The 25284-nt window shown below is 53.6% G+C and carries 23 protein-coding genes; all 23 read left to right on the forward strand.

Translation table 11 applies throughout. The features are described 5' to 3' along the window. The first annotated feature begins 73 nt into the window (after positions 1-73). The 23 genes from miaA to BU251_RS02950 all read left to right on the forward strand — a co-directional run bounded on the left by miaA (position 74) and on the right by BU251_RS02950 (position 25269). Positions 74-1006, forward strand: a complete 933-nt coding sequence (gene miaA, locus BU251_RS02840) for a tRNA (adenosine(37)-N6)-dimethylallyltransferase MiaA (protein ID WP_128699391.1) — start codon at positions 74-76, stop codon at positions 1004-1006. A gap of 373 nt (positions 1007-1379) precedes the next feature. Beyond that, positions 1380-2630 carry a GTPase HflX gene (gene hflX, locus BU251_RS02845; protein WP_128699392.1) on the forward strand — a complete coding sequence of 417 codons (1251 nt, stop codon included), beginning with the start codon at positions 1380-1382 and terminating at the stop codon, positions 2628-2630. A gap of 147 nt (positions 2631-2777) precedes the next feature. Further along, positions 2778-3032 (forward strand): MerR family transcriptional regulator, encoded by a 255-nt coding sequence (locus tag BU251_RS02850; RefSeq protein WP_128699393.1) that lies wholly within the window; start codon positions 2778-2780, stop codon positions 3030-3032. After that, positions 3029-5611: an ATP-dependent chaperone ClpB gene (gene clpB / locus BU251_RS02855; RefSeq protein WP_128699394.1), complete on the forward strand. Its 2583-nt coding sequence runs from the start codon at positions 3029-3031 to the stop codon at positions 5609-5611. The genes BU251_RS02850 and clpB overlap by 4 nt, the downstream gene beginning before the upstream one ends. A 75-nt stretch (positions 5612-5686) precedes the next feature. Then, positions 5687-6013, forward strand: a complete 327-nt coding sequence (gene hpf / locus BU251_RS02860; protein ID WP_128699395.1) for a ribosome hibernation-promoting factor, HPF/YfiA family — start codon at positions 5687-5689, stop codon at positions 6011-6013. A gap of 244 nt (positions 6014-6257) precedes the next feature. Beyond that, the gene (locus BU251_RS02865) at positions 6258-7004 is read left to right on the forward strand and encodes an HrcA family transcriptional regulator (RefSeq protein WP_128699396.1); all 747 of its coding nucleotides are present in this window, start codon (positions 6258-6260) and stop codon (positions 7002-7004) included. A gap of 78 nt (positions 7005-7082) precedes the next feature. Further along, positions 7083-7682: a nucleotide exchange factor GrpE gene (gene grpE, locus BU251_RS02870; protein ID WP_128699397.1), complete on the forward strand. Its 600-nt coding sequence runs from the start codon at positions 7083-7085 to the stop codon at positions 7680-7682. A 50-nt stretch (positions 7683-7732) separates the two neighbouring features. After that, positions 7733-9634, forward strand: coding sequence for a molecular chaperone DnaK (gene dnaK, locus BU251_RS02875; RefSeq protein ID WP_128699398.1), 1902 nt, complete (start codon positions 7733-7735; stop codon positions 9632-9634). Between the two features lie 96 nt (positions 9635-9730). Continuing rightward, on the forward strand, positions 9731-10864 hold the full coding sequence (dnaJ, locus tag BU251_RS02880) for a molecular chaperone DnaJ (RefSeq protein WP_128699399.1): 1134 nt from the start codon (positions 9731-9733) through the stop codon (positions 10862-10864). 134 nt (positions 10865-10998) lie between these two features. Further along, entirely contained in the window at positions 10999-11253 is a 255-nt protein-coding gene (locus BU251_RS02885; protein WP_128699400.1) for an FmdB family zinc ribbon protein, read from the forward strand. Then, positions 11232-11612 carry a VanZ family protein gene (locus BU251_RS02890; protein ID WP_228767847.1) on the forward strand — a complete coding sequence of 127 codons (381 nt, stop codon included), beginning with the start codon at positions 11232-11234 and terminating at the stop codon, positions 11610-11612. Before BU251_RS02885 ends, BU251_RS02890 begins: the two co-directional genes overlap by 22 nt. Continuing rightward, positions 11600-12865, forward strand: a complete 1266-nt coding sequence (locus tag BU251_RS02895) for a DUF1015 domain-containing protein (protein ID WP_164908837.1) — start codon at positions 11600-11602, stop codon at positions 12863-12865. Before BU251_RS02890 ends, BU251_RS02895 begins: the two co-directional genes overlap by 13 nt. A gap of 12 nt (positions 12866-12877) precedes the next feature. Beyond that, on the forward strand, positions 12878-13717 hold the full coding sequence (gene accD / locus BU251_RS02900; protein WP_128699403.1) for an acetyl-CoA carboxylase, carboxyltransferase subunit beta: 840 nt from the start codon (positions 12878-12880) through the stop codon (positions 13715-13717). 123 nt (positions 13718-13840) lie between these two features. Next, complete coding sequence (locus BU251_RS02905) at positions 13841-14944, forward strand: ABC transporter ATP-binding protein (RefSeq protein WP_128699404.1); 1104 nt, start codon at positions 13841-13843, stop codon at positions 14942-14944. 124 nt (positions 14945-15068) lie between these two features. Further along, positions 15069-16217: a sensor domain-containing diguanylate cyclase gene (locus BU251_RS02910; RefSeq protein WP_128699405.1), complete on the forward strand. Its 1149-nt coding sequence runs from the start codon at positions 15069-15071 to the stop codon at positions 16215-16217. Continuing rightward, entirely contained in the window at positions 16205-17227 is a 1023-nt protein-coding gene (locus BU251_RS02915; protein ID WP_128699406.1) for a GGDEF domain-containing protein, read from the forward strand. The genes BU251_RS02910 and BU251_RS02915 overlap by 13 nt, the downstream gene beginning before the upstream one ends. A gap of 71 nt (positions 17228-17298) precedes the next feature. Beyond that, positions 17299-18069 (forward strand): CPBP family intramembrane glutamic endopeptidase, encoded by a 771-nt coding sequence (locus BU251_RS02920; protein WP_128699407.1) that lies wholly within the window; start codon positions 17299-17301, stop codon positions 18067-18069. A gap of 211 nt (positions 18070-18280) precedes the next feature. Further along, a complete protein-coding gene (locus BU251_RS02925) occupies positions 18281-19210 on the forward strand; it encodes an ROK family protein (protein ID WP_128699408.1) in 930 nt (309 codons plus the stop codon). Beyond that, positions 19207-21285 (forward strand): LPS-assembly protein LptD, encoded by a 2079-nt coding sequence (locus BU251_RS02930; protein ID WP_128699409.1) that lies wholly within the window; start codon positions 19207-19209, stop codon positions 21283-21285. The genes BU251_RS02925 and BU251_RS02930 overlap by 4 nt, the downstream gene beginning before the upstream one ends. A gap of 17 nt (positions 21286-21302) precedes the next feature. Beyond that, the gene (locus BU251_RS02935) at positions 21303-22601 is read left to right on the forward strand and encodes a UDP-glucose dehydrogenase family protein (protein ID WP_128699410.1); all 1299 of its coding nucleotides are present in this window, start codon (positions 21303-21305) and stop codon (positions 22599-22601) included. Beyond that, on the forward strand, positions 22598-23530 hold the full coding sequence (locus tag BU251_RS02940) for a UDP-glucuronic acid decarboxylase family protein (RefSeq protein ID WP_128699411.1): 933 nt from the start codon (positions 22598-22600) through the stop codon (positions 23528-23530). Before BU251_RS02935 ends, BU251_RS02940 begins: the two co-directional genes overlap by 4 nt. A 33-nt stretch (positions 23531-23563) precedes the next feature. Beyond that, complete coding sequence (locus BU251_RS02945) at positions 23564-24226, forward strand: PHP domain-containing protein (protein WP_128699412.1); 663 nt, start codon at positions 23564-23566, stop codon at positions 24224-24226. Then, positions 24223-25269 carry a polysaccharide deacetylase family protein gene (locus tag BU251_RS02950; protein ID WP_128699413.1) on the forward strand — a complete coding sequence of 349 codons (1047 nt, stop codon included), beginning with the start codon at positions 24223-24225 and terminating at the stop codon, positions 25267-25269. The genes BU251_RS02945 and BU251_RS02950 overlap by 4 nt, the downstream gene beginning before the upstream one ends. Positions 25270-25284: the final 15 nt, after the last annotated feature.

The raw sequence follows: 25284 nt of genomic DNA on the forward strand, positions 1-25284 counted from the left end.
TGCAAAGGGAAGTCTCGTAGCGACAGAACGAAGGAGCAGGGGTTATCGGTTTTGGGCCGGTAATCCTTTTTTTATGAAAAAACCGGTCGTCATTTTTATCGTCGGCCCGACGGGCTCAGGCAAGACGCAGGTGGGGCTGAACCTGTCCCGATACCTGCCTTGTGAATATATCTCCGCAGATTCCATGCAGATCTATAAGGGCATGGATATTGTGACGGATAAGCTGGTTGTGTCTTTGCGCAGGAAATATCCTTACCATCTTCTTGATGTGGTCCCGCCGTCAAAAGAATACAGCGTTGCCGCATTCTGCCTTGCCGCCGCGCGGAAGGTCAGGGAGAGCGTCAAAAGAAAGAAGGTCCCCGTCGTTGTGGGAGGGACAGGCCTTTATGTCCGCTCTCTTATTCATGGGATCTTTGAAGAGAGATCTTCGGCTGAAATTCGTTCTTCGCTGATGCATCTGGCTGTCGAAAAAGGGAATTCTTTTCTGCACCAGCGCCTCGGCCAGGTGGATCCTCAGGCCGCCGGCCGCATCCATGTCCATGACACCAAAAGACTCATCCGCGCCCTTGAGGTTTTTGAGATGACGCGCCGGCCGATCTCGGAACTCCAACAAAAAAGGCAGGGGTTGATTGTGGCTTATGACGTGCGCATCTTCGGCCTGGAAAGGGACCGAGCGGATTTGTATGCCCGTATTGATCAGAGGGTGGATTTTATGGTCCATGGCGGCCTGCTGGATGAGGTCCGGCGTCTCTTGAGACGGTGCCTGGGCCGAACAGCATCACAGTGCATCGGGGTACGGGAGATAGAAGGTTTCCTCAAAGGACAATATGGATTGGAGGAGGCTGTGCGGCTGATGAAGCGCAACACGAGACATTTTGCCAAAAGGCAGATGACGTGGTTTCGCCGGGAGCCCGGGATCGAATGGATTAAAGTTGCCGCAGACGATGATTTGGCCCAGATCGCCAGAATGATTGCGGAGAGGGCATCTCATGGCTGGAGAGAATGACCCATTTTGCGCCGCAGGAAGCGGCGCACCGCCACAGAAGGTGGTGCACTTGTCAGTCCGATGAGGCAATGTGTGGTCCTTCCGATAGGGCCAGGTGTAAGGAAAATATCAACCATAGGCAAGATGAAGGAACGAAAACCTGCTCCTTGCCTGAGCGCCTCAAAATTCTCCTGTGATAATTTTGAGGCAGGCTGCGGAGTTCATTTTGAACGGGAAAAGAAACCTCTTATAGGCAAAATGAAGGAATAAACGTTGACTCCTCGCTTGAACACTTGTAAATTTCCTCTCCGGCCGGCCAAGCCGACCTTCGGGAAATTTCCTGCGTAAGCTCGGAGTTCATTTTGAACGGAAAAAGAAACCTCTTATAGGCAAAATGAAGGAACGAGCTTTATTACTGACCGTCAGATTCGATTCACAAAAGACGCACCGTGATATTGTCGAGGCCCAGCGCGAGCTCAAAGAATTGGCCTTGACCGCGGGCGCCGATGTCGTTTTGGAAGAGACGTGTCGCAGGCCGGAGGCGACGCCTAACCTCTATATCGGCGAAGGCAAGGCCAAGCAGTTGGCGGATGTTGTTGCTTCGGAAGAGATCCATGCGGTGATTTTTAACAACGATCTGAGCGGCACACAGCACAAGAATCTCGAGAGGGTCCTGCAGGTCAAAGTCATTGACCGCACGCAGTTGATCTTAGACATTTTTGCCAGGCGTGCCCGTAGTCCTGAAGGAAAGGCCCAGGTGGAGCTGGCGCAGTTGGAGTATCGTCTGCCGCGGCTGAGCGGCAAAGGCACGGAATTATCGCGACTGGGAGGAGGCATCGGGACGAGGGGGCCGGGCGAGCAGAAGCTTGAAGAGGACCGCAGGCGTATCCGTGACCGTATCAAAAAACTCAAGGATGACTTGAAGGCCCTGGCTATGCGGCGCAAGGCGCTCAGGAGCCGCCGGGACGAGGTCTCCCTGCCTACCATTGTCTTTGTCGGTTACACGAGCGCAGGAAAGTCGACTCTCTTCAATGCCTTGACGCAGAGCGGCCAGACAGTGAGCGCGGGATTGTTTACGACCCTTGATCCTTTGGCGCGTGCCCTGACGCTTCCCAATCACCAGAAGGTTGTTTTTTCGGATACCGTCGGTTTCATCCGCGACCTGCCGCATCATCTGATCGAGGCCTTCAAAGCGACCCTCGAGGAAGTTGTCCAGGCGGACCTTCTGGTCCATGTCCTGGACATCAGCTCGCCGTATGCCAAAGAGCATTATGCGTCTGTCTGCCGGGTGCTGGATGAACTCGGCGCCCAGGACAAAAGGACCGTCCTGGCGCTGAATAAGATCGATCTCCTGGAAGGTGAGGAAAGGGCGGTTTATTTTCAAGGACAATATCCGGGGGCCGTCGCTATCTCTGCGCTTCAGAAGCGCAACTTGGATGAGCTTGTCAGGCACATCGAAAATGACCTGCAAGGATATTCGCTTGAGATCAAACTGAAACTGCCGATCGCGCGTATGGACTTGGTCGACCTGATCTATTCGCAGGGGCATGTCGAAGACATCGTCTACGGTCAGGACGGTGTCCGCGTCACGGCGTTGTTGCCGGCGATCGTTGCCGAGAAGCTGAAGGAATATGAGACATCATAGAGGCATGGTCGTCCCTCTGTCCGGTCTAGCGAGAGACTTTATTCTTCTTAGCCGGATCCCCATAGCGGGCCGCAGGGAGACTTATTTTACTTGACAAAATTAATTAGATATGCTAAATTTTTATCGTAAGTTAATTAAGAAATCGCCATGAAGCCGAAAATCAAGATCTCGGAATCAGACCCTGTGTACGCCATCGGCATCGTTAGCCAGCTGTTGCAGATGCCGGAATGGACCTTGCGCGCCCTCGAGAAAGAAGGTCTCGTCGCCCCCAAGCGCAAATTCAAGAAGATCCGCTTTTATTCCATGAAGGACATCAAGAGACTGGAGTACATCCATTATCTGATGGACGAGAAAGGCGTCAATATCAGCGGGGTCAAAGTGATTTTGGAGATGGAAGAATGAAACCCGAGAATCTGACCGTAAAAACCCAGGAAGCTGTCGAGCAGGCCGTGGCCGAAGCCAAAGAGCGCGGCCATCAGCAGGTGGATTGCCTGCATCTGGCCCTCGGCCTTTTGCGCCAGAAGGAAGGCGTCGTGCCTCTTGTCGTTGAAAAGATGGGGGTCGGCGTTTATCCCTTGATCAAAAGGATCGAGGATGCCCTGAATACCTATTACCAGGTGCGCGGGACCCGGGGCGAAGTCTATTTTTCGCGGGAAGCCAACAGCGCTTTCGACAAGGCCAAGACCTATATGGAGATGCTCAAGGACAGCTATATCTCTGTCGAGCACTTGTTTTTGGCCTGTCTTGACGTTGATGCAAAACTGAGCGACATCCTGAGAGGCGCGGGCGTTGACAAGGACGGGTTCCTGGAGGCCCTCAAAGAAGTCAGAGGGGCCCAGCATATCACCGATCAGAACCCTGAAGATAAGTTCCAGCCGCTTGAGAAATACGGCCGCGATCTGACGGAATTGGCCAACCGCGGCAAACTCGATCCTGTCATCGGCCGAGACGAGGAGATCCGCCGCGTGGTCCAGGTTTTGAGCCGCCGCACAAAGAACAACCCTGTTTTGATCGGCGATCCCGGCGTGGGCAAGACCGCGATCGTCGAAGGTCTCGCCCAGCGCGTTGCCCAGGGCGATGTGCCGGAAGGCCTGAAGAACAAACGGATCATCGTTCTGGACATCGCCTCCATGGTCGCCGGCTCCAAGTTTCGGGGGGAATTCGAAGACCGCCTGAAGGCCGTTTTGAAAGAGATCCAGTCTAAAGAAGGTCAGGTCATCATCTTTATCGATGAACTGCATACGATCGTCGGCGCCGGCGCGGCTGAAGGCTCGGTGGACGCTTCCAACATGCTTAAACCTGCCTTGGCGAGGGGCGAGTTGCGTTGCATCGGCGCCACGACCCTGGACGAATACAGGAAATATATCGAAAAAGACAAGGCCTTGGAGCGCCGGTTTCAGCCGGTGTTCATCGGAGAACCGTCGGTGGAGGACACCATTGCGATCCTGCGCGGCCTGAAAGAAAGATACGAAGTCCATCACGGCGTGCGCATCAAGGATGCGGCTTTGATCGCCGCGGCCGAGATGTCCCACCGCTATATCACAGAGAGGTTCCTGCCTGACAAGGCCATTGACCTGATCGATGAGGCGGCGTCGCGCCTGCGCATCGAGATCGACAGCCTGCCGCAGGAACTCGACGAGGTCAAGCGCCGCAAAATGCAGCTGGAGATCGAGCGCCAGGCCATGAAGAAAGAGAAAGACAAGCCATCTTTGGAAAGGCTTGGGAAGATCGAGAAAGAACTGGAGGGCCTCAAAACCCGGGAAGAAGGGTTGTCGGCGCACTGGCAGAAGGAGAAAGACGCGATCAGCGGCATCCAGGCGATCAAGACGGAGATCGAAGAGGCGAAAGCCGATGAAAAGAGGGCGGAGCGTTCCGGCGACCTGGATCGCGTGGCGCAGATCCGTTACGGCGTGCTTGCCGGCTTGCAGAAAAAGCTGGATACGGCCAACAAAGAACTGGCGGCCCTGCAGAAAGAAAAAGCCATGCTCAAGGAAGAAGTGGATGAGGAAGATATCGCCGGGGTCGTTTCCAAATGGACAGGCATCCCTTTATCCAAGTTGATGGAGGCAGAAGGCCACAAGCTTCTTGAAATGGAAGAGCGGCTCAAAGAGCGGGTGGTGGGCCAGGACGAGGCACTGGGTTTGGTTGCGGATTGCATACGCCGTTCGCGCACGGGATTAAGCGATCAAAACAGGCCTTTGGGTTCGTTTATTTTTATCGGGCCGACAGGCGTCGGCAAGACCGAACTCGCCAAATCGCTGGCCTGGTTTTTGTTCGACGACGAGAACGCACTCGTGCGCATCGATATGTCGGAATATACCGAGAAACATACGGTCTCGCGTCTCATCGGCGCGCCGCCGGGATACGTCGGTTACGAAGAAGGGGGCCAGTTGACGGAGCGCGTGCGCCGGCGGCCTTACAGCGTCGTCCTTTTTGACGAGATCGAAAAGGCGCATCCTGAGGTTTTCAACGTTTTCCTGCAGATACTGGATGACGGCCGCCTGACCGACGGCCAGGGCCGGGTCGTCAATTTCAAGAACACGGTGATCATCATGACGTCTAATATCGGCACCGAGCTCATCGGCGCCGAAAAGGACCGGCTTAAAGTGAAGGACAAGATCCAGCAGGCCCTCAAAGACCATTTCCGGCCGGAATTCCTGAACCGCATCGACGAGATTGTCGTCTTTAAGCCGTTGGATGAGGCGGACATCCTGCATATCGTCGATATCCGACTCAGGGAATTGCAGGCAAGGCTTGACGAGAAGCATATTTTGATTTCTGTGGACAAGGATGCTAAGATATTCCTCGCCAAGGAGGGGTTTGACCCCGTCTACGGCGCGCGTCCTTTGAAACGTCTGATCCAGAAGCTGGTACAGGATCCCGTCGCCCTGGGGCTTCTCAAAGGGGATTTCGGCCCTGGAGACAGGATCGTGGTGAAGATGGGGAAGAGGGGATTGGAATTCAAGAAAGACCAACGGTAAAAGAGATTTTAATCTGTGCAATCCGTTTTTAAGAATCTGTGTCATCGATCGAGCGAAGCGAGAAAGGGAGATGAAATGAATATCACGTTCACCATGAGCCATGTGGAAGAAGACCCGACGATCAAGGAGTGTTTTGACCAGAGGGCGGCCAAGGTCGCCAAGCACCTGAAGAGGTTCAAAGACGAGCTGACTTCTTTGCATGGCGTCTTGGACAAAAACCCCCACAAGAAAGACGAATTCTTTGCATCTTTAAGTTTGTTCCTGCCTTCCGCCGCCATCCATTGCCGTGAGCGCGGGAAAGATTATTGCGCGGCCATTAACGCGGCCTTTCTCGACTTGGCGAGACAGGTCGAGAAACACAAGGCAAAGCTCACAAGGGAAAAACGCCGTCAAGAACGTTAACTCCATGTTTCTTTTGATGTTGCGCTAAAGAGGCGGGAGCAAAATTTCAGCGGTTGACCCCGCAAGAAACCTTTTTTCAGAAACCCTGTCCTGGAGCGTAATACCATTTAGCGCAGAGAGTTGTTTCTAATGGGGTTGACAAACCGCTAAAATATGATAACATTTTGATTTTAGCAGTCTCTTTTAATGAGTGCTAACTTAGGGTGTATAAGATAGAAGAGAAACAATCCTCCGAGACGGAAGCATGCCAAGGTTAACGGACCACGATTCAAGAAATAAAGAGATCCTGCTGGCTTCGATTGAGATGTACCTCAATTCAGCTGCGCCTGTTTCTTCGGAATCCCTGCGCAAAAAGAAGAGGTTGTCTCTTAGTTCGGCCAGTGTGCGCAATGTCTTTTCCGAGCTCGAAGAGCTTGGTTTTTTGACCCATCCGCATACCTCTGCCGGCCGTATCCCGACCGATGAAGGCTACAGGCTGTATATCAATGTGTTGATGGACAAGAAGAAACTTTCCTCCCGGGAGACCGACTTCATCGATAAGATCTATGAGCTCAAGGTGCAGGAGCTTGACGACCTTTTTGAGGAGACAAGCCGGATCATGTCGGATTTTACGCATTACACGAGTCTCGTCTATTTCAGCGGGAAAGAGATGGAAAGGACATACGCCTGCGGGGCGCGCTATCTCTTGGAACATCCGGAATTTTCCGATATCCATAAAGTCCAGATGATCCTGGAGATCCTGGAGAAGAAGGAAGAGATGATCGATCTCATCAACCGCAGTTTCTCGGGCCGGACGCAGGTCTATATCGGCAAGGAGATCGCCTGTCCGCAGATGGAGCATTGCGCGATCGTCGTTTCGCGTTATGAGGATCAGCAGAAGCGGTCGGGCCGCCTGGCCCTGATCGGCCCCAAAAGGATGGCTTACGATCAGGTCATTCCTCTTATCGAATACGTCTCTGAAGCCTTTGCCAGGAATATCGAGAGGTTTTGATCCTTCTGTGAACACGCAGGCTTGCCCCGATACAAGGCTTTGTTTTGGGTGAGATGGCAACACAGCGTTTAAGGTGCTATGAATAAGAACGGTCATACGAACGATAAAAAGAACCATCTTTTTTCCGATCCTGATGCTGTTAAGCCCGGCAAGGAAGTTCCGCCTGCGGCCGCGGGTTCCGGCGATACGGTGACGCTCAAACGGGAAGAATATGAGAAATTGAAGGAAGAGGCCGCAAAAGCCAAAGAGACCTGGGACAGACTTCTGCGTCAGCAGGCGGATTTCGACAATATGCGCAAACGCGTGGAGCGCGATAAACAGGAATTCCAGAAATACGCCCACGAGGATATCATCGTCGATCTTTTGGGGATCCTCGACGACCTCGAAAGGTCGGTAGAGGCTGCGGAAAAGGGGCAGGAGAATTCGGACGCCTTCTTGAAAGGCATTGAAATGATCCTGGCGCACCTCTATGAGCTTTTGAAAAAGCGCGGCGTTTCTGCGATCTCGGCTCAGGGCCAAAAATTTGATCCCAACCAGCATGAAGCGCTGGTGCAGACGGAATCATGCGATCACGAAGACGGCGAAGTGATCGAGGAGATGCAAAAAGGTTACAGATTGAACGACAGGGTCATCCGCACCGCCAAGGTGAGGGTGGCTAAAAGAGTAGAACAGAAATAAAATGAAGGATGATTTTTAATGCCGCCGGAGGCGGGATCGAGGAGGCAATCATGGCAAAAATTATCGGTATTGATTTAGGGACATCGAATTCAGCGGCGTCTGTTATGGAAGGCAACAGGCCCGTGATCATTCCTTCGGCAGAAGGCACGACGGTCGGCGGAGGCAAGGCCTTCCCGTCTTACGTGGCGTTTACGAAGGACGGTCAGCGTCTGGTCGGCGAGCCGGCCAGACGCCAGGCGGCCATCAATCCGGAAGGCACCATCATGGCGGCCAAGCGCAAGATGGGGACAGACCATAAATTCAAGGTTTTCGGCAAAGAGTATACGCCTCAACAGATATCGGCGTTTATCCTGCAGAAGATCAAACAGGACGCCGAAGCCTATCTGGGCGAGCCGGTCAACGAGGCGGTCATCACGTGTCCAGCCTACTTTGACGATAACCAGAGGCAGGCGACCAAGGACGCCGGCGAGATTGCGGGCCTGAAGGTCCTGCGTATCGTCAATGAGCCGACGGCGGCATGTCTGGCCTACGGGCTGGACAAGGCGGGTAAGGAACAGAAGATCATGGTGTTCGACCTCGGCGGCGGGACGCTGGACGTCACCATCATGGAGATGGCGGAGGGTGTTTTTGAGGTCAAGTCCACGCACGGCGATACGCAATTGGGCGGCACCGACATGGACAATACCCTGATCGATTATATCGCCACCGAGTTTAAGAAGGATTCCGGCATCGACGTGCGTAACGACAGAATGGCGATCCAGAGGATCCGCGAAGCGGCGGAGAAGGCCAAGATCGAGCTTTCCAGCACCCTAACGACAGACATCAACCTGCCGTTCATCACGGCGGACAATACGGGGCCCAAGCATTTGACAATGTCGATCACGCGCGCCAAACTCGAAGAGTTGGTCAGGCCGATCATCGACAAGTGCCGCGTCCCTATGGAAAAAGCATTGGAAGACGCCAAGGTCAAGGCATCGGACGTCCACAGGATCATCATGGTGGGCGGCCCGACCCGCATGCCCATCGTCCAGAAGTTCGTCGAGGATTTTGTGGGCAAGAAGATCGAGCGCGGCGTCGATCCGATGGAGTGCGTCGCCATGGGTGCGGCTGTCCAGGCAGCGATCATCAAAGGGGACATCAAGGACGTCCTTCTTTTGGACGTCACGCCCTTGTCTCTGGGCATCGAGACCCTGGGGGGCGTTTCCACGAAGTTGATCGAAAGAAATACGACGATCCCGACCAAGAAGAGCCAGGTGTTCTCAACGGCGGCGGACAACCAGACGGCCGTTACCATCCGCGTCCTGCAGGGCGAGAGGCCGCTGGCCAACGACAATACGGAGCTCGGCCGTTTCGACCTGGTGGGGATCCCGGCGGCGCCGCGCGGCATTCCGCAGATCGAGGTGACGTTCGATATCGATGCCAACGGCATCGTCCATGTCAATGCCAAAGACCTCGGGACGGGCAAGGAGCAGTCGATCCGCATCACGGCGCCCCACAAGCTCTCCAAGGAAGAGATCGACAAGATGGTCAAAGAGGCCGAGAAATTCGCCGGAGAGGACGAGAAGAAGAAAGAAGAGGTTGAGGCCCGTAACCAGGCCGATACCCTGATCTATTCGACGGAAAAATCCTTGAAGGAATACGGCAGCAAAGTTTCTGATGCCGAGAAGAAGGCCATTGAAGAGAAGCTCGCGGCCCTGAAAGAGGCGATGAAAGGCAAGGATACCGACAAGATCAAGAAGGGCATGGAAGAGCTGACCCAGGCGTCGCATAAGCTGGCTGAGGCTATTTATAAGGAAGCTGCCCAGAAACAACAGCAGGCAGGGGCCCAAGGCAAGGGGCCTGCGTCCGATGGGGCCGCCGAAGAGCCTAAAGCGGACGGCGCCAAGCCCTCGGGCAGCGGCAAAGATGACGATATCATCGACGCGGAATACAAGGAAGAAGACGGCAAGTAGATGCGTTATAGCGTTATTGTGTCATAGGGTTATTGCATTGGTTTTGATGTCCTGGCTCTATAACGCCATAACACTATAACTCTATAACTGGTTTTTATGACGACACAGCGCGATTATTACGAGATCCTGGGTGTTTCCAAATCTGCGACGATCGACGAGATCAAGAAGGCGTACCGGATGCTGGCCATGAAGTATCATCCGGATCGCGTGGAGGCTTCCCAGAAAAAAGAGGCCGAAGAAAAATTCAAGGAGATCTCAGAGGCCTACGCGGTCCTTTCGGACGAGAACAAACGCCGGCTTTACGACCAGTACGGCCATGCCGGGATCGACCAGCGTTATTCGACCGAGGATATCTTCCGCGGCGCCGATTTTTCGAGCATCTTCGAGGAGGTGTTCGGAGGGCGGGGCGGCGGAGGGGTCCATTTTGGCGGCGGAGAGGGGAGTATTTTTGATGAGCTCTTTGGCGGCGCCGATATCTTCGGAGGAGGCTCCCGCCGCGGCCGCAGGTCCAGACAGGGCCGCGACCTTCAGATCGAACTGGAGATCACGCTGGAAGAGGCGGTTTTTGGAACGGAAAAGACATTTCAGATCAGCCGTTACGAATTTTGCCCTGTTTGCAAAGGGACGGGCGCCAAGCCCGGCAGTAAAAAGGTCACGTGTTCCTATTGCCATGGTACCGGCCAGGTGACCGTTTCCCAGGGGTTCTTTCATTTGACGCAGACGTGTACCAAGTGCGGCGGCGAAGGCCGGGTCATCACAACGCCATGTCTCCAATGTTCGGGCCAGGGGCGCCTGAAGGTTGCCCGCAAGATATCCGTCAAGGTCCCCGCCGGTGTAGACACGGGGTCCCACCTGCGTGTCCGCGGAGAAGGCGAGGAGGGCGAAGGCGGCAAAGGGGACCTTTTTGTGCTTATCAGCGTAAAGAAACACCATCTTTATGAACGCCAGGACGACAACCTTTTGTGCGAAGTCCATATTGATGCGGCCCAGGCGATCCTGGGCGCAGAGGTAGACGTCCCCACGCTCTACGGGAATGTCAAGATGAAAATCCCGTCCGGAACGCAGTCCGGCAAGATCTTCCGTGTCCGCGATAAAGGCGTCCCCGATGTCAGGACTCACGTAAAAGGGGATGAATTGGTGCGTATTGTCGTCGATATCCCTCAGGGGTTGAACGCGGCCCAGAGAAAGCTCATCGAGGAATTCGCGCGGTTGAGGAATGTTGAGATATAAGCCTAGAATGACCAAACCCCAATTTCCAAGAACCAAATAATAACCAAAGACCAAACAACAAACGGAATGCTTGGCGATTGTACCTTGATTATTGGTTATTGCTGAAGTATGTACTAATTATCCAGGAGAAGCAAATGCCTACGTATGAATACGAATGCAAGGCCTGCGGTCATCGTTTCGAGAAATCCCACTCTATCACGGCCGAGGCGATCAAAGTCTGTCCGAAATGCCACAAACGGAAAGTCGTGCGTCTGATCAGCTCCGGCTCCGGCATCATATTTAAGGGGTCCGGGTTTTATGCTACCGATTACCGTAAGGGAGCGCCGGCGTCCTGTCCTTCGGCTGGAAGCAAATCCAGTTGTTCATCGTGTCCTGGCAGCGCAAAATAATGCCCAGAAACCATTCGGTCGTTCCTTGGGCTTTTGTGGGCGGATATGCCCTTTTGATCTTCTACCTTTCGTCTATTCCAGGAAGCGCTGTTCCACCTCTCTTCTGCGGCGCCGATAAAATTCTCCACTTCTTGGAATATCTTCCTTTAGGGGTTTTATTGATGTGGGCTCTGGCCGCCGCGGGAGGCCACCGCAGAATTCGGGCTTTACTTATCACGCTGTTTGTGGTAATGTTATATGCCTTGACCGATGAATGTCATCAGTATTTTGTTCCCGGTCGCACCCTGGATGCAGCAGATTGGGCGATGGATGTCCTGGGTGCAATAGCAGGAGGCGGTCTCTACCCATGGCCAAAATAGAACCTTTTGCAGGCGTGCACTATAATCTGGAAGTCGTCGAGGATATTTCCAAGGTCGTCTGTCCTCCTTATGATATCATCGATGCAGGAGGGCAGGAGCAGTTTTACCAGAGACACGCCTATAACATCATCCGTCTCATCTTGGGCAAGGATTTCAGCGCCGACAATGACCGCGAAAACAAATATACGCGGGCCGGCGGTTATCTCGAGGAATGGCTGCGCCGGGGTGTTTTGACGCAGGATAACGAGCGCGGTATCTATTTCTATGAACAGGTATTTACGCACGAAGGAGAAAAAAAGACTCGCCTCGGTGTCATCGCTTTGATGCGGCTGGATGATGAGGGGCAGGGCCGTTCGGTCTATCCGCATGAGCACACCCATACAGCCCCCAAAGAGGACCGCCTGAAGCTTTTGAAGAGCGTCGAGGCAAACCTGAGTCCCATCTTTACCGTTTTTTCCGACCCCAAAGCCGCGTTAGAAGGCATCTTTAAGAAACAAGTCTTTCCTCAAAAACCCCTCTTTGATATTGTCGATGACGAAGATATCGGACACCGGCTCTGGCGGGTCACGGACGAGACGCTGATCGGCCAGTTCAAGGAGTTCCTGGGCGATAAGCAGCTTTTTATCGCCGACGGCCATCACCGTCATGAGGTCGCCAGGATGTTTCGCGAGCTCAAGCGCAAGGAATCCCCGGCCGGCCTCAAAGATTCCTATAATTACATCATGACGTACCTGACGCCCCTCGAAGACGAGGGGTTATGTATTTTACCCACCCACAGGCTGATCAGGAATGCCGTTTTTGCCGTTGAAGATTTGTCGTCCTGTTTTGACGTTAAGGAAGTGCCGGGCGCCAAGGAATTGTCGGCTGCCATGAAAGAGCGGCAGGAAGATGTCGGCGTCTTCGGTCTTTACAAAGACCATCATTTTTACCTGTTAAAGCTTTCTGAGAAGCGTGCATGCAACAAGATGATCCAGGAAGGGCCGAAAGATTATAAGAACCTGGATGTCGTTATTCTGCACAAGGTTGTTTTCGACCATCTTTGCAAGATCGCCTTGGAGGATATCGCCTACGAGATCGATTTGGGGCGCGCCGTCGCCGAAGTCGACAGCGGCGCCTATAGCGCCGTCTTTGTCCTCAACCCGACCAAGATGGAACAGATCCGCTCGATCGCCCTGGGCGGCCATGTCATGCCGCAAAAATCCACGTATTTCTATCCGAAACTACTCAGCGGCCTCGTCATCAACAAACTATAACGCTCGGCGCCCATGGCTTTTTTCAGCAAACCCAAATATACGGTCGTCAAGATCCGCAAAAGAGAGATCCCCGAGGGTCTCTGGACGAAATGCCAGGAGTGCGGCGAGCCTATCTATAAGAAGACCCTTGAGGAAAATCTTAAAGTATGCCCCAAGTGTCATTTTCATTTTAACGTCACGGCGCCCGAAAGGCTGGAGATGATCGTGGACGCGGATTCCTTCAAGGAATTCGATAAAAAAATGTCCAGCACCGACCCTTTGGAATTCAGGGGGATCAAGTCTTACACGCAGAAGCTTGCGGAGGACCAGAAGACGACCTCGCTCGCAGAGGCCGTGATTACGGGCCAGGGGGAGATCTTCGGCAAGAAGGCCGTTATCGCGATTACGGATTCCCGGTTTATCATGGGATCCATGGGCGCGGTCGTTGGGGAAAAAATCACCAGGGCGATCGAGTTTTCCATTGAAAAACGGCTGCCCCTGGCGATCATCTCCGGATCCGGCGGCGGCGCCAGGATGTATGAAGGGATTTTCAGCCTGATGCAGATGGCCAAGACGTCCGCGGCCTTGCGGCGGCATCACGAAGCGGGCCTCTTGTTCATTTCGGTTCTGACCAATCCGACCATGGGCGGCGTCATGGCGTCTTTTGCCGGCCTGGGAGATATCATCATCGCCGAGCCCAAAGCGCTGATCGGTTTTGCCGGTCCACGCGTGATCGAGCAGACAACGCGGCAAAAATTACCGGAAGGATTCCAGCGGTCCGAATTCATGTTGGAGCACGGCCTTTTGGACATGATTGTCCACAGGAAGGCCCTGAAGGAGACGTTGCACCAGCTGATCGATTATTGTAGTTGACACGGTTAAGTTTTTTGTGATAACATTTTAAAATTCTGACTCCAAACTTTAAATGCTGGAATAGATTACGAGATTGTTTGGGGTCTGGAAATTGGTAATTGGGAATTGGAGCGAAGCGACATCATGGCCCAAGTCAGTTTACGCAACGTCAGCAAGGTTTATGCCGGAGGCGCCCGCGCCGTTGATAGCGTCACGCTGGGGATCGAAAACAAGGAATTTTTGGTCCTGGTGGGTCCGTCCGGTTGCGGAAAGTCGACGACCCTGCGCATGATTGCAGGGTTGGAGGAAGTGACGGAAGGCCAGATCTATATCGCCGACAGGCTGGTCAACGATATCCCCGCCAAAGACCGCGACATCGCGATGGTTTTCCAGAACTACGCCCTTTATCCCCACATGACCGTTTTTGAGAATATGGCGTTCGGGCTCATGCTGAGAAAATACCCGAAGTCGGAGATCATGCGCCGCGTGAACGAAGCGGCGGACATCCTGGGGATCAAGCATTATCTGGAGCGCAAGCCCAGGGAGCTTTCCGGCGGCGAGCGCCAGCGCGTGGCCGTCGGCCGGGCCATCGTGCGCAAGCCAACCGTTTTTCTTTTTGACGAACCCTTGAGCAATCTCGACGCCAAGCTGCGCGTGCAGATGCGCACGGAGATCCATAAGCTGCATATCCGCCTGCAGACGACCATGATTTATGTGACGCACGACCAGACGGAAGCCATGACGATGGGCGACAGGATCGCGGTCATGAAGGACGGCGTTGTCCAGCAGATCGCCGACCCCATCACGATCTACGATAAACCCATCAATAAATTTGTGGCGAGTTTTATCGGGTCGCCGCCGATGAATTTTATGAAAGGCAAGGTGGTCAAGTCGGACGGACGTTTCTATTTTGATGAAGGGAACCTGCGCGTCCGGATCCTCAAAGAAATGGAACCGAGCCTTGCAGGTTACGTCGGACGCGATGTCATTTTCGGCATCCGCGCCGAAGACATCTATGACAAGCTTTTCGTGTCCGAAGCCCCCGCAGAGAACGTCGTGAGCGTTATCTGCGAGGTCGTCGAGCCCATGGGCTCCGAAGTCTATCTTTACCTGAACACGGGCAAGCATAATTTCATCGCTCGCGTCGGTGCCCATGACAGGCCTGCGGTCAATGCAGATATGGACCTTGTTTTTGACATGAGCAAGGTCCATTTCTTTAACGCAGACACCGAAAAGACCATTGTATAAACCCTCGAGAACTTTTTTCATTCTGGCATTTTTTTCCCTCCTCGCCGGCCTCGGGCTGACCTTTTTTATTTTTTTGATTTTTTTCTCCAGGTTTTTCGTATGGATCATCCTCGGTTACTGCTTTTTGTTCTTCCTTCTCCTCTTGCGGTTTCAAGCCAGCCGTTCTGTCCTGACACGCCTGACCCTGAAAAAAGAGGAGGTTTTTGAGACATTCAACATTGCCGAACAGGAGATTGCGCGCCTGGGCGATCTGCGGGTTGCGCTCGAGAAGAAAATCAAAAGCTACGAGCGGCTGGAGAAGTTTACCCAGAGCCTCAACAATGAAGTGTCTTTGGACCGTATCTGCGGGATCGTTGCCGGGGAGCTTTTTGAGCTTTTTGAAGCGCGAGGCAACGTTCTTTTATACCTGGTCAATCCGGCGACCCATCGATTGGGATTGAGGGTCTTGAAGAGAGAGGATGAGTCGATCCGCATCCGTGAAAAGACAGGCGATCTTTTCGATGCATGGGTTTTGCGTCATAACCAGCCTCTTCTGGTCGAATCGGCGTCCAATGATTTCCGTTTCGACCCGGAACGCCTCAAGGCGGAGGTGAGGCGCCCGGTCGAGTCCCTGATGGCCGTTCCCCTGGAAACAGAGTCGCAGACGCTGGGGATCCTGAGGATCGATGCCAGGGCGGAACGTCAATATTCTTCCGATGACCTTCGGCTGCTCTTTGTTATCGGGGACATCGCAAAGCTCGCCATTGAAAATGCCGTCTATTTCGGACAGATGCAGGCGCTCTCCATCACGGATGGCCTGACAGGCATCTATCTGAGGCGTTATGCCGCCGACAGGTTGAAAGAGGAATTCCTGCGGGCCCGCCGCGAGAATTCCTGTATTTCTTTCCTCATGCTCGATATCGACCATTTCAAGGCCATCAACGATACCTACGGGCATATGGCAGGCGACGCCGTGCTGAAAAAGATGGCTCAGTGGCTCAAAACTTCTTTTGATCTTCCGGGGCAGCTTGTCTTCCGTTATGGCGGCGAAGAATTCGGCGTCATCCTGCCCGGTGTTCAAAAGAAAGAGGCTGTCCGTCTGGCCGAAAGTTTCCGGCGTTCATTGTCCGATAAGGATGTCAGTCTGAGGCGCGAAAAGATCGCGGTCCGCGTTTCTTTGGGGGTCGCTGCATTCCCGGATGATGCCGCGGAAGAAAAAGAGCTCATTGGCGCCGCCGATGAAGCCCTGCTTGAGGCCAAGCGGTCGGGGAGGGACAAGGTATGCCCTTCTTAGCTGTTTTTATTTTTCTGGTTTTAGCTGCCGGCGCATGGACATGTCTTGTGCGTCTGCTTGTCGAAGAGGGTTCCGAGAGAGAATCTGACCTTGCGTCCCTGGCGGCTTCTCTTCAGCAGATATTGACCGCCAAGAAAGAGATAGAAAAAGAAATCGTTTCCTTGAATGCGGTTTTTTCGCGGACCTTGAAGATGTACGAAGCGGCGCGCGACATCTGTGCGACACTGGATGAGACGAAATTGTTCGAGCGTTTCAAGGAGGACCTCAAGAAGCTGATCGATTACGACGAATGCCTGCTCTTGAAAGAAGAGAAGGAGGCTGCTGCGTCTTCTGCCCGGGCAGAAGATTTCCTTGAGCCGCTGGCCGTTTCCGATACGCATTTTGGTTATCTTTATGTCCGGGGGGTCCGGGGGCACGACAGGCCCTATCTGGGGATCCTTGCCAGACATTTTGCCCTGGGCCTTAAACGGTCCAAGCTTTACCGGATGACGCAAGAATTGGCGATCACCGACAGCCTGACCGGTCTCTTCACGCGGCGCTACGCCATGGAGCGTCTGGGAGAGGAACTGAGGCGTTCCCAGGCGCAGGGGATGCCCCTGTCGTTTTTCATGATCGATGCCGATAATTTCAAGGAGTGCAATGATCGTTACGGCCATATCGTGGGTGATATGGTCTTGACGGAGATCAGCCGGCACATCAGGGACAATGTCCGCGAGATCGATATGCTTGCGCGTTTCGGCGGAGAGGAGTTCATGGTTTTTGCGCCTCGGACGAATAAAGAGAGCGCCCTTTTGATCGCCGAACGTATCCGCCGCAGCATTGCCGAGTCCGTCATCCAGGCCTATGACGAGCATCTGAAAGTGACGGTTTCAATCGGCCTGGCGGCATTCCCCCAGGACGCCGCAGAAGTGGAAGACCTTATCGGCAAGGCGGATTGGGCCCTTTATCAGGCCAAAAAAATGGGGAAGGACCGCGTCTATGTGTTCGCAGCCTTTCACGAGTCCCGTTAGGTTTTTATGGGGATGGGCCTCGCTGTGATGGGGATTTGCAGGGAGACCGGACGGGCCGGAGGTTCGGCGGCATGAATGAATGTCCCTGGAGCGTGAAGGATGTTTTTGTCGTCTTCGTTTACGCCCTGGTGCTCTTTTTTGTTTTTAGTTTTTGGGCGACGGCATCTTATTTTCTAGCTGCCTTTGTCCTTGGATTTTCCCGCCAGGCGCCGGGTCTCTACATTCACTTTGTCCGCCATGCCTCTGATTTTGTTACCGTGGTCCTTTTTTATGGCGGTCTCCTGGCGGCGATGAAAGTCAAGATTTTTGACAGATACCGCCTCAATCCGTTTGTTTATTTTGTAAAAAAGGAGAATATCGGCCGGGATATTTCCTTCGGGTTGCGCAGTTACTTGAAGTTTATCCTTGTTTTTTTGTCCGGTGTCGTCTTGGTGACCCTGGCGGCCTGGGTATGGGATGCCGTTTTTGGGTCTCACGCCTATGAATCGGTGAGTTCTTTTTTGCGTGCCTCTGAGATTGAGAACGCCGCGGCACGCAAGGGGCAGGTGGGATTGTCAGGGTTTATCATTATTTTCCTGCTGGGTCCTTTTTTTGAGGAACTTTTTTTCAGGGGATGCCTCTACCGCGCCTTGCGCCGCCGCATGAATGTGCTCTCCGCCGTCTTGATCAGCAGTTTTGTTTTTGCGATCATGCACGGCTATTTTTTCCTTTTTCTCTACGTTTTTCTTGTGGGGGTGTCTCTGGCCTGTCTTTATGAAAAAACGGAGTCTTTGGTCGCCTCCTTGAGCTTCCATATGCTCAACAACCTGTTTGTGCTTGTTCTGTTTTTCTTGGGTTTGTAAATGCCGGTCGTCAGGTTCAGCTCGCGGCCTCCTTGGGGGTGGGGTGCATCATTTTTTTAAGTTCCTTGCAACCTTTCATAACTTAAGTTAAAATAACACTTTATTGCCCTGCTCAAAATGTGGAGCGGCGCTCAGGACTTCTTGTCAGATAAATCGTGGCGGTTTCTCTGTCGTCTCGCAGGAGACGCAGGCCTCGTCCGTTGGTTTCTCCATGAAGAAGGAATATTTTATCGGTGTTGATGTCGGCGGGACCTTTACCAAGGCGGCTCTGGTAGACCAGAAAGGGAAGGTCTTTTCCAGGATCCAGGTATCTTCGCGCGGCTTCAGCCAGAAGCAATATTTTGCCAGGACGCTGCATGATATATCTTTGCGTCTGGCGGCCATGGCACATGTCTCTTTTGACGAGATCTCTGCCATGGGAGTCGGTTTGCCGGGTCCAGTCGATTCGGAGCAGGGCATCATCTTGAGCCTCACCAATATCAAGGGCTGGAACCATTTTCATCTCGCCGGTTTTCTTAAAAAGTACCTGCCTTTTCCCGTTTATGTGGATAACGATGCTAATTGTATGGCCCTTGCCGAATCGAGGCTCGGTGCCGCCAGGGGCGCCCGTTTTGCCCTGTGCCTGACTCTCGGAACAGGGGTGGGTGGGGCGTTGATCTTGGACAATGATATTTATCGCGGACCATTTTTTCTGGGCGGCGAGATTGGGCATATGCCCATTTGTGTTTCGGGTCCTCGTTGTGAATGCGGAGGCATCGGTTGTCTGGAGAGGTATGTCGGCAACCAGGCTATTGCCAGCCGCGCGCGCCGCATTTTCGGAAAGACTGTCCCTCTCGAAGAGGTGAGCCGTCTGGCTCGGCGCGGCCATGCCAAGGCCCAAAAAGTCTGGCAGGAGGCGGCGGCTTGTCTGGCCATGAGTATTGCCGGGATCATCAATGTTCTGGGGCCCCAGGTGGTTGTTATCGGTGGAGGCGTGGCCAGGGCCGGCGTTGCTTTGTTGGGGCCCTTGCGGCGCCGTGTCAGGCAGCATGCGATGCGGCATCTCAAGGGGAAGGTCAGGATTGTCAGGGCGGCGCTTGGGAACGATGCAGGTTTCCTGGGGGCGGCCCTGCTGGCAAAGGAAAAGATAGGCGCAAGATGAATCACCCGCGTTTTTTGATCGCCGGTCTGTTTTTGCCGGTCTTTTTTTGCTGTGTTTCTTGCGGCATTGCGGCCGTGGGCAAACAGCCGTTGACGGTTGACGGCGATGTCGTCGAGTTCTTCTCGGAAGGCCGTGAGATCGTCGCCGAGGGGCATGTGAAGATCATCGGTCAGGATATGCACATTACCGCCGATAAGGTGCGGGTCTTTTTTGACGAGAAACTCGTCATTGCCGACGGCAATGTGGTTTTCAAGCGCGGGACGGAAGAGGCCGAAGGGGACATGGTCATCTTCGATTTCGGCGACAAGACCGGGACGCTCATCAATCCGCACGTGAGGATGAGCCCGTACTACGGAAGCGCAGCAGTCATGGAGAAGCTGGGAGAAGACAAGATTTATCTCAAAGACAGCGTTATCAGCACCTGCGATCTGCCGCACCCGCACTATGCCCTGACCTGCAAAGAGGTGACGACGGAACCCGGCAAGATCCTGCGCGCCAAGGGCACGAAGATCTCCCTTTTGGGTATCCCCGTTATGTATGTGCCTTCTTATTCGCATCGCCTGACCGATAAGCGGCCGCGCTTCATGATCACGCCGGGCCACCGCAAGAATTACGGCATGGAGCTTTTCGGATCTTGGAGATATTATCTGAACGACAATGCCAGGGGATTGTTGCATTTTGACTGGTATCAACAGAAGGGATGGGCGGAGGGTGTCGACCTGAATTACGATACGAAGCTTTTCGGTATCGGCAACGTTAAGTACTACCGTATCGATGAGAAGGATACCAATAAGGGCATTCCGGAGAACGAACGGCGGACCCAGGAGCGTTCCCGTCTCGAGGTCCAGCACAGGTGGCAGATGACGGATGTCGATCAGGCGATCCTGTCGTATTACCGCGCCTCCGACGTGAACTTCCGCAAGGATTATTTCTACCGGGAATACGAGATCGACACCGACCCTTCCAGCTTTTTCCTCTATTCCCATGTTTTTCCAAGCGCCACGTTGAGCTTTTTGGGCCAGCCGCGCGTCAACGCATTCGAAAGCGTCCTGCAGAAAATCCCCGAGCTCAAGCTCGAGACCATCAACCAGAGGATCGGCGGTTCACGCTTTTATTTTAAGAATACGACCACGTCCGCCTTCCTGTCGAACACCACGGCCAATTCCAACCAGAACGTAGAGACGACGCGCGTGGATACAACCAACCAGGTCAGCTACCTGTTCCGCTGGGCGGGTCTGGAGTTCAGTCCTTTTGCCGGAGAGCAGGAGACCTATTACAGCCGCGGCGTCAGCGGCCGGGACAGCCTGATGCGCAGCATGTTTTTCACAGGCATGGACATGAGCACGAAGCTGTTCAAGCTTTATGACGTCGAGTCGAATTTCATGAAGATGGATATCCATCAGCTCAGGCATGTCATCACCCCGTCGGTCCAATACCGCTATCAGCACGATCCGTCGGTCAGCGCCTCCAAGATCCAGCAAATGGATTCTATAGATGCTTTGGACAGCATGAACAAGGTCACCCTCGGCCTTGAGAACAAGCTGCAGACCAAGCGCGGCGGCGTCAGTGTGGACCTCCTGCGGCTCTTGTTGTCATCGGATTACAATATCGAAGACAACGATACGCTCGGCAAAGGGTTCCAGCTTTTCAAATACGAATTGGAATTCAGGCCCTGGTCATGGTTTGAGATCGATTCGGACGCAGAATATGATACGGTCCAGGAGCATTTCAATACGATCAATACCGAATTCTGGAACACCGTCGGAAAATTGCGGACACATGTCGGCTATCGTTATGCCCACAGCGAGAGCAGCCAGATGACGGTAGGCATGGATTATCCCCTGAATCCGTTTTGGACAGCCAGCATCTATGAACGTTTTGAATTCAAGACTGGAAATCTTGTCGAGCAGGAATACCACTTGACGCGGGATATGCACTGCTGGCTGATGGAAATCATCATCAATCAGCGTGAAACTGAAGGGGTGAGCATCCTGTTGGCTTTTAAGATCAAGGAATTCCCGGATATCGGTATCAATGCGGAAACAACATTCACTCCGCCTCGCAGCAGCCAGTGATCCTCGAGAGGTCCTTCATGAAAATCTCTATTATAGGAACGGGTTATGTCGGTTTGGTGACGGGAGCGTGTTTTGCCGAATTGGGGCATGATGTTATCTGCATTGATAATGATGCCTCCAAAATTCAGGCTTTAAAAAAGCTCCAAGTGCCGTTTTATGAGCCTGGTCTCGAAGAGATGGTGCGGCGTCATGTCCGTAAAGGCAGATTGTCTTTTTCCGGCCAGATCGCCCACGGAGTCAGGAAGAGCGATGTCATCTTCATCGCCATCGGCACGCCTCCGAAAGAAAACGGGGAGGCGGATTTGACGGGGATTGAGAACGTCGTTCGGACGATCGCCAAATCCATGCGTTCATACCGCTTGATCGTCGAGAAATCGACGGTTCCCGTGGATACGGGATGCCGCGTGCGCCAGACGATCGAGATCTGTAAGGCCAAACATGTTCCCTTTGACGTCGCATCCAACCCTGAATTCCTGCGCGAAGGACAGGCCATCCATGATTTTCTTCATCCCGACAGGATCGTCATCGGCGTTGAATCTGCCAAGGCCGAGAAGATCCTGCGCCAGCTGTATGCGGGCATCCGGGCCCCCCTCATCGTCACAGACATCAAGTCCGCCGAGCTCATCAAGCACGCCTCGAATTCGTTTTTGGCGCTCAAAATTTCTTATATCAACGCCGTGGCCCGCGTTTGCGAGGCCGCAGGGGCCGATGTGGAACGGGTCGCCGAAGGAATGGGGATGGACGGCCGTATCGGCAGGGCTTTTCTGGACGCCGGGATCGGCTTCGGGGGATTCTGTCTGCCCAAAGACCTGGAAGCGTTTGTCCGTATCTCCCAGAAGCTCGGGTACGATTTTGGGCTGCTCAAGGAAGCCAAAAGGATCAATGAGTCGCAAAAGGAACTTTTCGTCAGGAAGATCGAAAACAGCCTCTGGAATATCAAGGACAAGACGATCGCCGTGGCCGGTCTGGCCTTTAAGCCGGATACGGACGATATGCGTTTTGCTCCTTCGGTCGATATCATCGCCATGCTGCAGCAACTTGGCGCCAGGATCCGCGCCTATGATCCTCAGGCAACCGGGAAGGCCCGCGGTCTCCTGAAGGACGCGAAGTTTTGCAGGGATATTTATGAGGCGGCCCGGGGCAGCGATTGCCTGATCATCGTGACGGACTGGGATGAGATTAAAAAGATGGATTTGAAACGTATCAAGAAACTCCTGAAACAACCTATTATTATCGATGGCCGGAATGTTTTTGAGCCGTCCATGCTCAAGGCCATGGGGTTTTCTTACGTCAGCATCGGGAGAAGCCAACTATGAAGACTGTTGTTATCACGGGTGGTGCGGGTTTCTTGGGGTCACATCTGTGCGAGTTGTTCCTGCGCAAGAATTATCGCGTGGTCTGCATCGACAATCTCCTGACCGGCGACAAAGATAATATCGCCCCTTTGTTGTGTCGTAAGGCTTTTGTGTTTATGAAACAGGATATCGTCAAGGGTTTGCGTGTCCCGGGGCCGGTGGATCTGGTACTGCATTTTGCTTCACCGGCAAGCCCGGTGGATTACCAGGAGCACCCCCTGGAGACGATGCTGGCCGGTTCTGCGGGAACGCATCATTGCTTGGAGCTGGCGTGCATGAAGAAAGCTTCTTTCCTTTTGGCTTCTACCTCGGAAGTTTACGGCGATCCGTTGGTCCATCCCCAGATCGAAGACTACTGGGGGAATGTCAATCCGATAGGCGTCAGGAGCGTTTATGACGAAGCCAAGCGTTTTGCCGAGGCCATGACCATGGCCTACCGCAGGGTCCGCGGCCTCGATACGAAGATTGTCAGGATCTTTAATACATACGGCCCCCGGATGAGGGCGAACGACGGCCGCGCCATACCTAATTTTATCTCTCAGGCATTGAAGGGGAAGCCCATAACTATTTACGGCGACGGGACGCAGACACGTTCGTTCTGCTATGTCTCAGACCTTGTTGACGGTATCTACAGGTTGAGCAGGAGCGCTTTTCATCAGCCTGTGAATATCGGCAATCCGAGGGAAATGACCTTGAGAGAAATGGCCGTTGTGGTTAAAAAAATGACGGGCAGCAAAAGCAGGTTGATATTCAAGCCGTTCCCGCAAGATGATCCCAGGCAGCGACAGCCTAATATCTCCAGGGCCAGGAAGATTTTGAAGTGGGGGCCAAAAGTGGGGCTCGAAGAAGGTTTGTCGGCCACCGTCTCCTGGTTCAGAGATCACATCTAAACCGCAGCTCATCTTCCTTTTTTTGGAAATCGCATGATGACCATTGATTTTCACGTCCATTCCAGGTTTTCTTTTGATTGTTTTTTGGAGCCAGCCAAGATCATCGATTTGGCCCGGCGCCACCGCATTGATGGGTTGGCCATTACGGACCATGATACGATCGCGGGGGTGGAAGAATTCCGGCGCCTGGCTCCGGATCTCTATATCATCACGGGCCAGGAGATCTCGACGCGGTATGGGGATATCCTCGGTCTTTTTTTGAGGCATGCGGTTGACGCGCACGATGACATCGGTCGGATCCTCGAGGGGATACACACTCAGGGAGGGTTGGCAGTCCTGGCCCATCCTTTCAAGTGGCCGCATCTGGCCCGTGCGGACGATTTCTTGAGGCAGTTCGATGCGATCGAGATGTTTAATGCCAGGAATAACATCCCGTTGCCGCGTCTGGAAAACCATCTGGCGTGGCGAGCCGTAAAACGTTCGGGTTTGGCCTGGGTCTGCGGCAGCGATACGCACGAAGGTTTCGAGATGGGGTGCGGCGCGACGGTGTTTGACTTCAGTCTTTCGGAGGCCTCAGATGAGAGGATCAAAGAGGCGATCCTCAAGAAGGGCGTCCGTATGTTCGGCAGGGAGGTTCCTTTGATACCCGAGATCATCAGCCATTTTTCAAGAAACTTGAGGAGCCGCCGCTCATGATGCTGTTGCAGGACAAACTCAAGGTGCTCCTGAAGCTTTGGCTCGACCATCGCAGCCCGAAGATATTCTCTTTTCATGATTGCCTGCCAGACGTCTTCAGCGAGTATCTTGAGCTCCTTATGTATAAGAGATACAGGATTCTCGGCGCGCGCGACCTCGTAGGGCGGATCCAGGAAAGATCGAAGGCAGGGCGGGAGGTGGTGTTGACCTTTGACGATGGACGCCGTAATTGCTGGAGCGTGATCTTTCCTTTGCTGAAAAAATACCGGGTGCACGCGTCCATCTTTGTCATTCCTTCGAGGATCAGCGATTCCGAAGAGGATTATCCAAGTCTTGAGGATTATTGGAGAGGCCGGGTCTCCTGGGAAAATCTCTACTTGAGCCATCGCAAACAGCCTTATCTGACGTGGAAAGAATTAAGGCAGATGCGCTCGAGCGGTCTCGTCGATGTCTTTTCCCACAGTCTGAGCCATCGAATCGTTCCCGTCGGTTCGCGCATCGTCGATTTTCAGCATCCCGGCGTTTATGAGATGCCCGTGTATTTCGACGAGTGGTTTGAGGGAGGGATGCCGTCCCCGGATTCCATATGGGGTATTCCCGTTTACGAACGCGCTTGGGCGCCCTTGGCATCCAATGTTTATGTGCCGGATAAGAAAACAGACAACGTGATGCATGAGTTCATTAAAGCCAGCGGCGGCTTTCTGTTTTTCAAAAAGAAGAACTGGAGGGATCGTCTCTGGGAATATTACCGGCAGCATAAATCTGATTTTGCATCGGGCCATTTTCGAAAGGCCTCGGCGGGGGAAGGCGTGCGCACGAGCGTGTTGGGATCGAAACGCAAGATCGAAGAGGCCATCGGCGAGGAATGCCTCTTTTTTTCATTGCCGTTGTACCAGGGTTTCAAAGAGACGGCGCCCGTCCTGGAGGAGGCTGGTTACAAGGCCGTGTTTGTGGGGCCGGATATCCCCGACAGGAACGTTTCTTCCTTGCAGGTCTTTTGCCGCATCCCCAGCTTCTGGATCAAGTTCCTGACTTATTTTTAATGACGGCATAACTTA

This window comes from Candidatus Velamenicoccus archaeovorus, assembly GCF_004102945.1.
In the GTDB taxonomy this organism is placed as follows: Bacteria; Omnitrophota; Gorgyraeia; order Velamenicoccales; family Velamenicoccaceae; genus Velamenicoccus; species Velamenicoccus archaeovorus.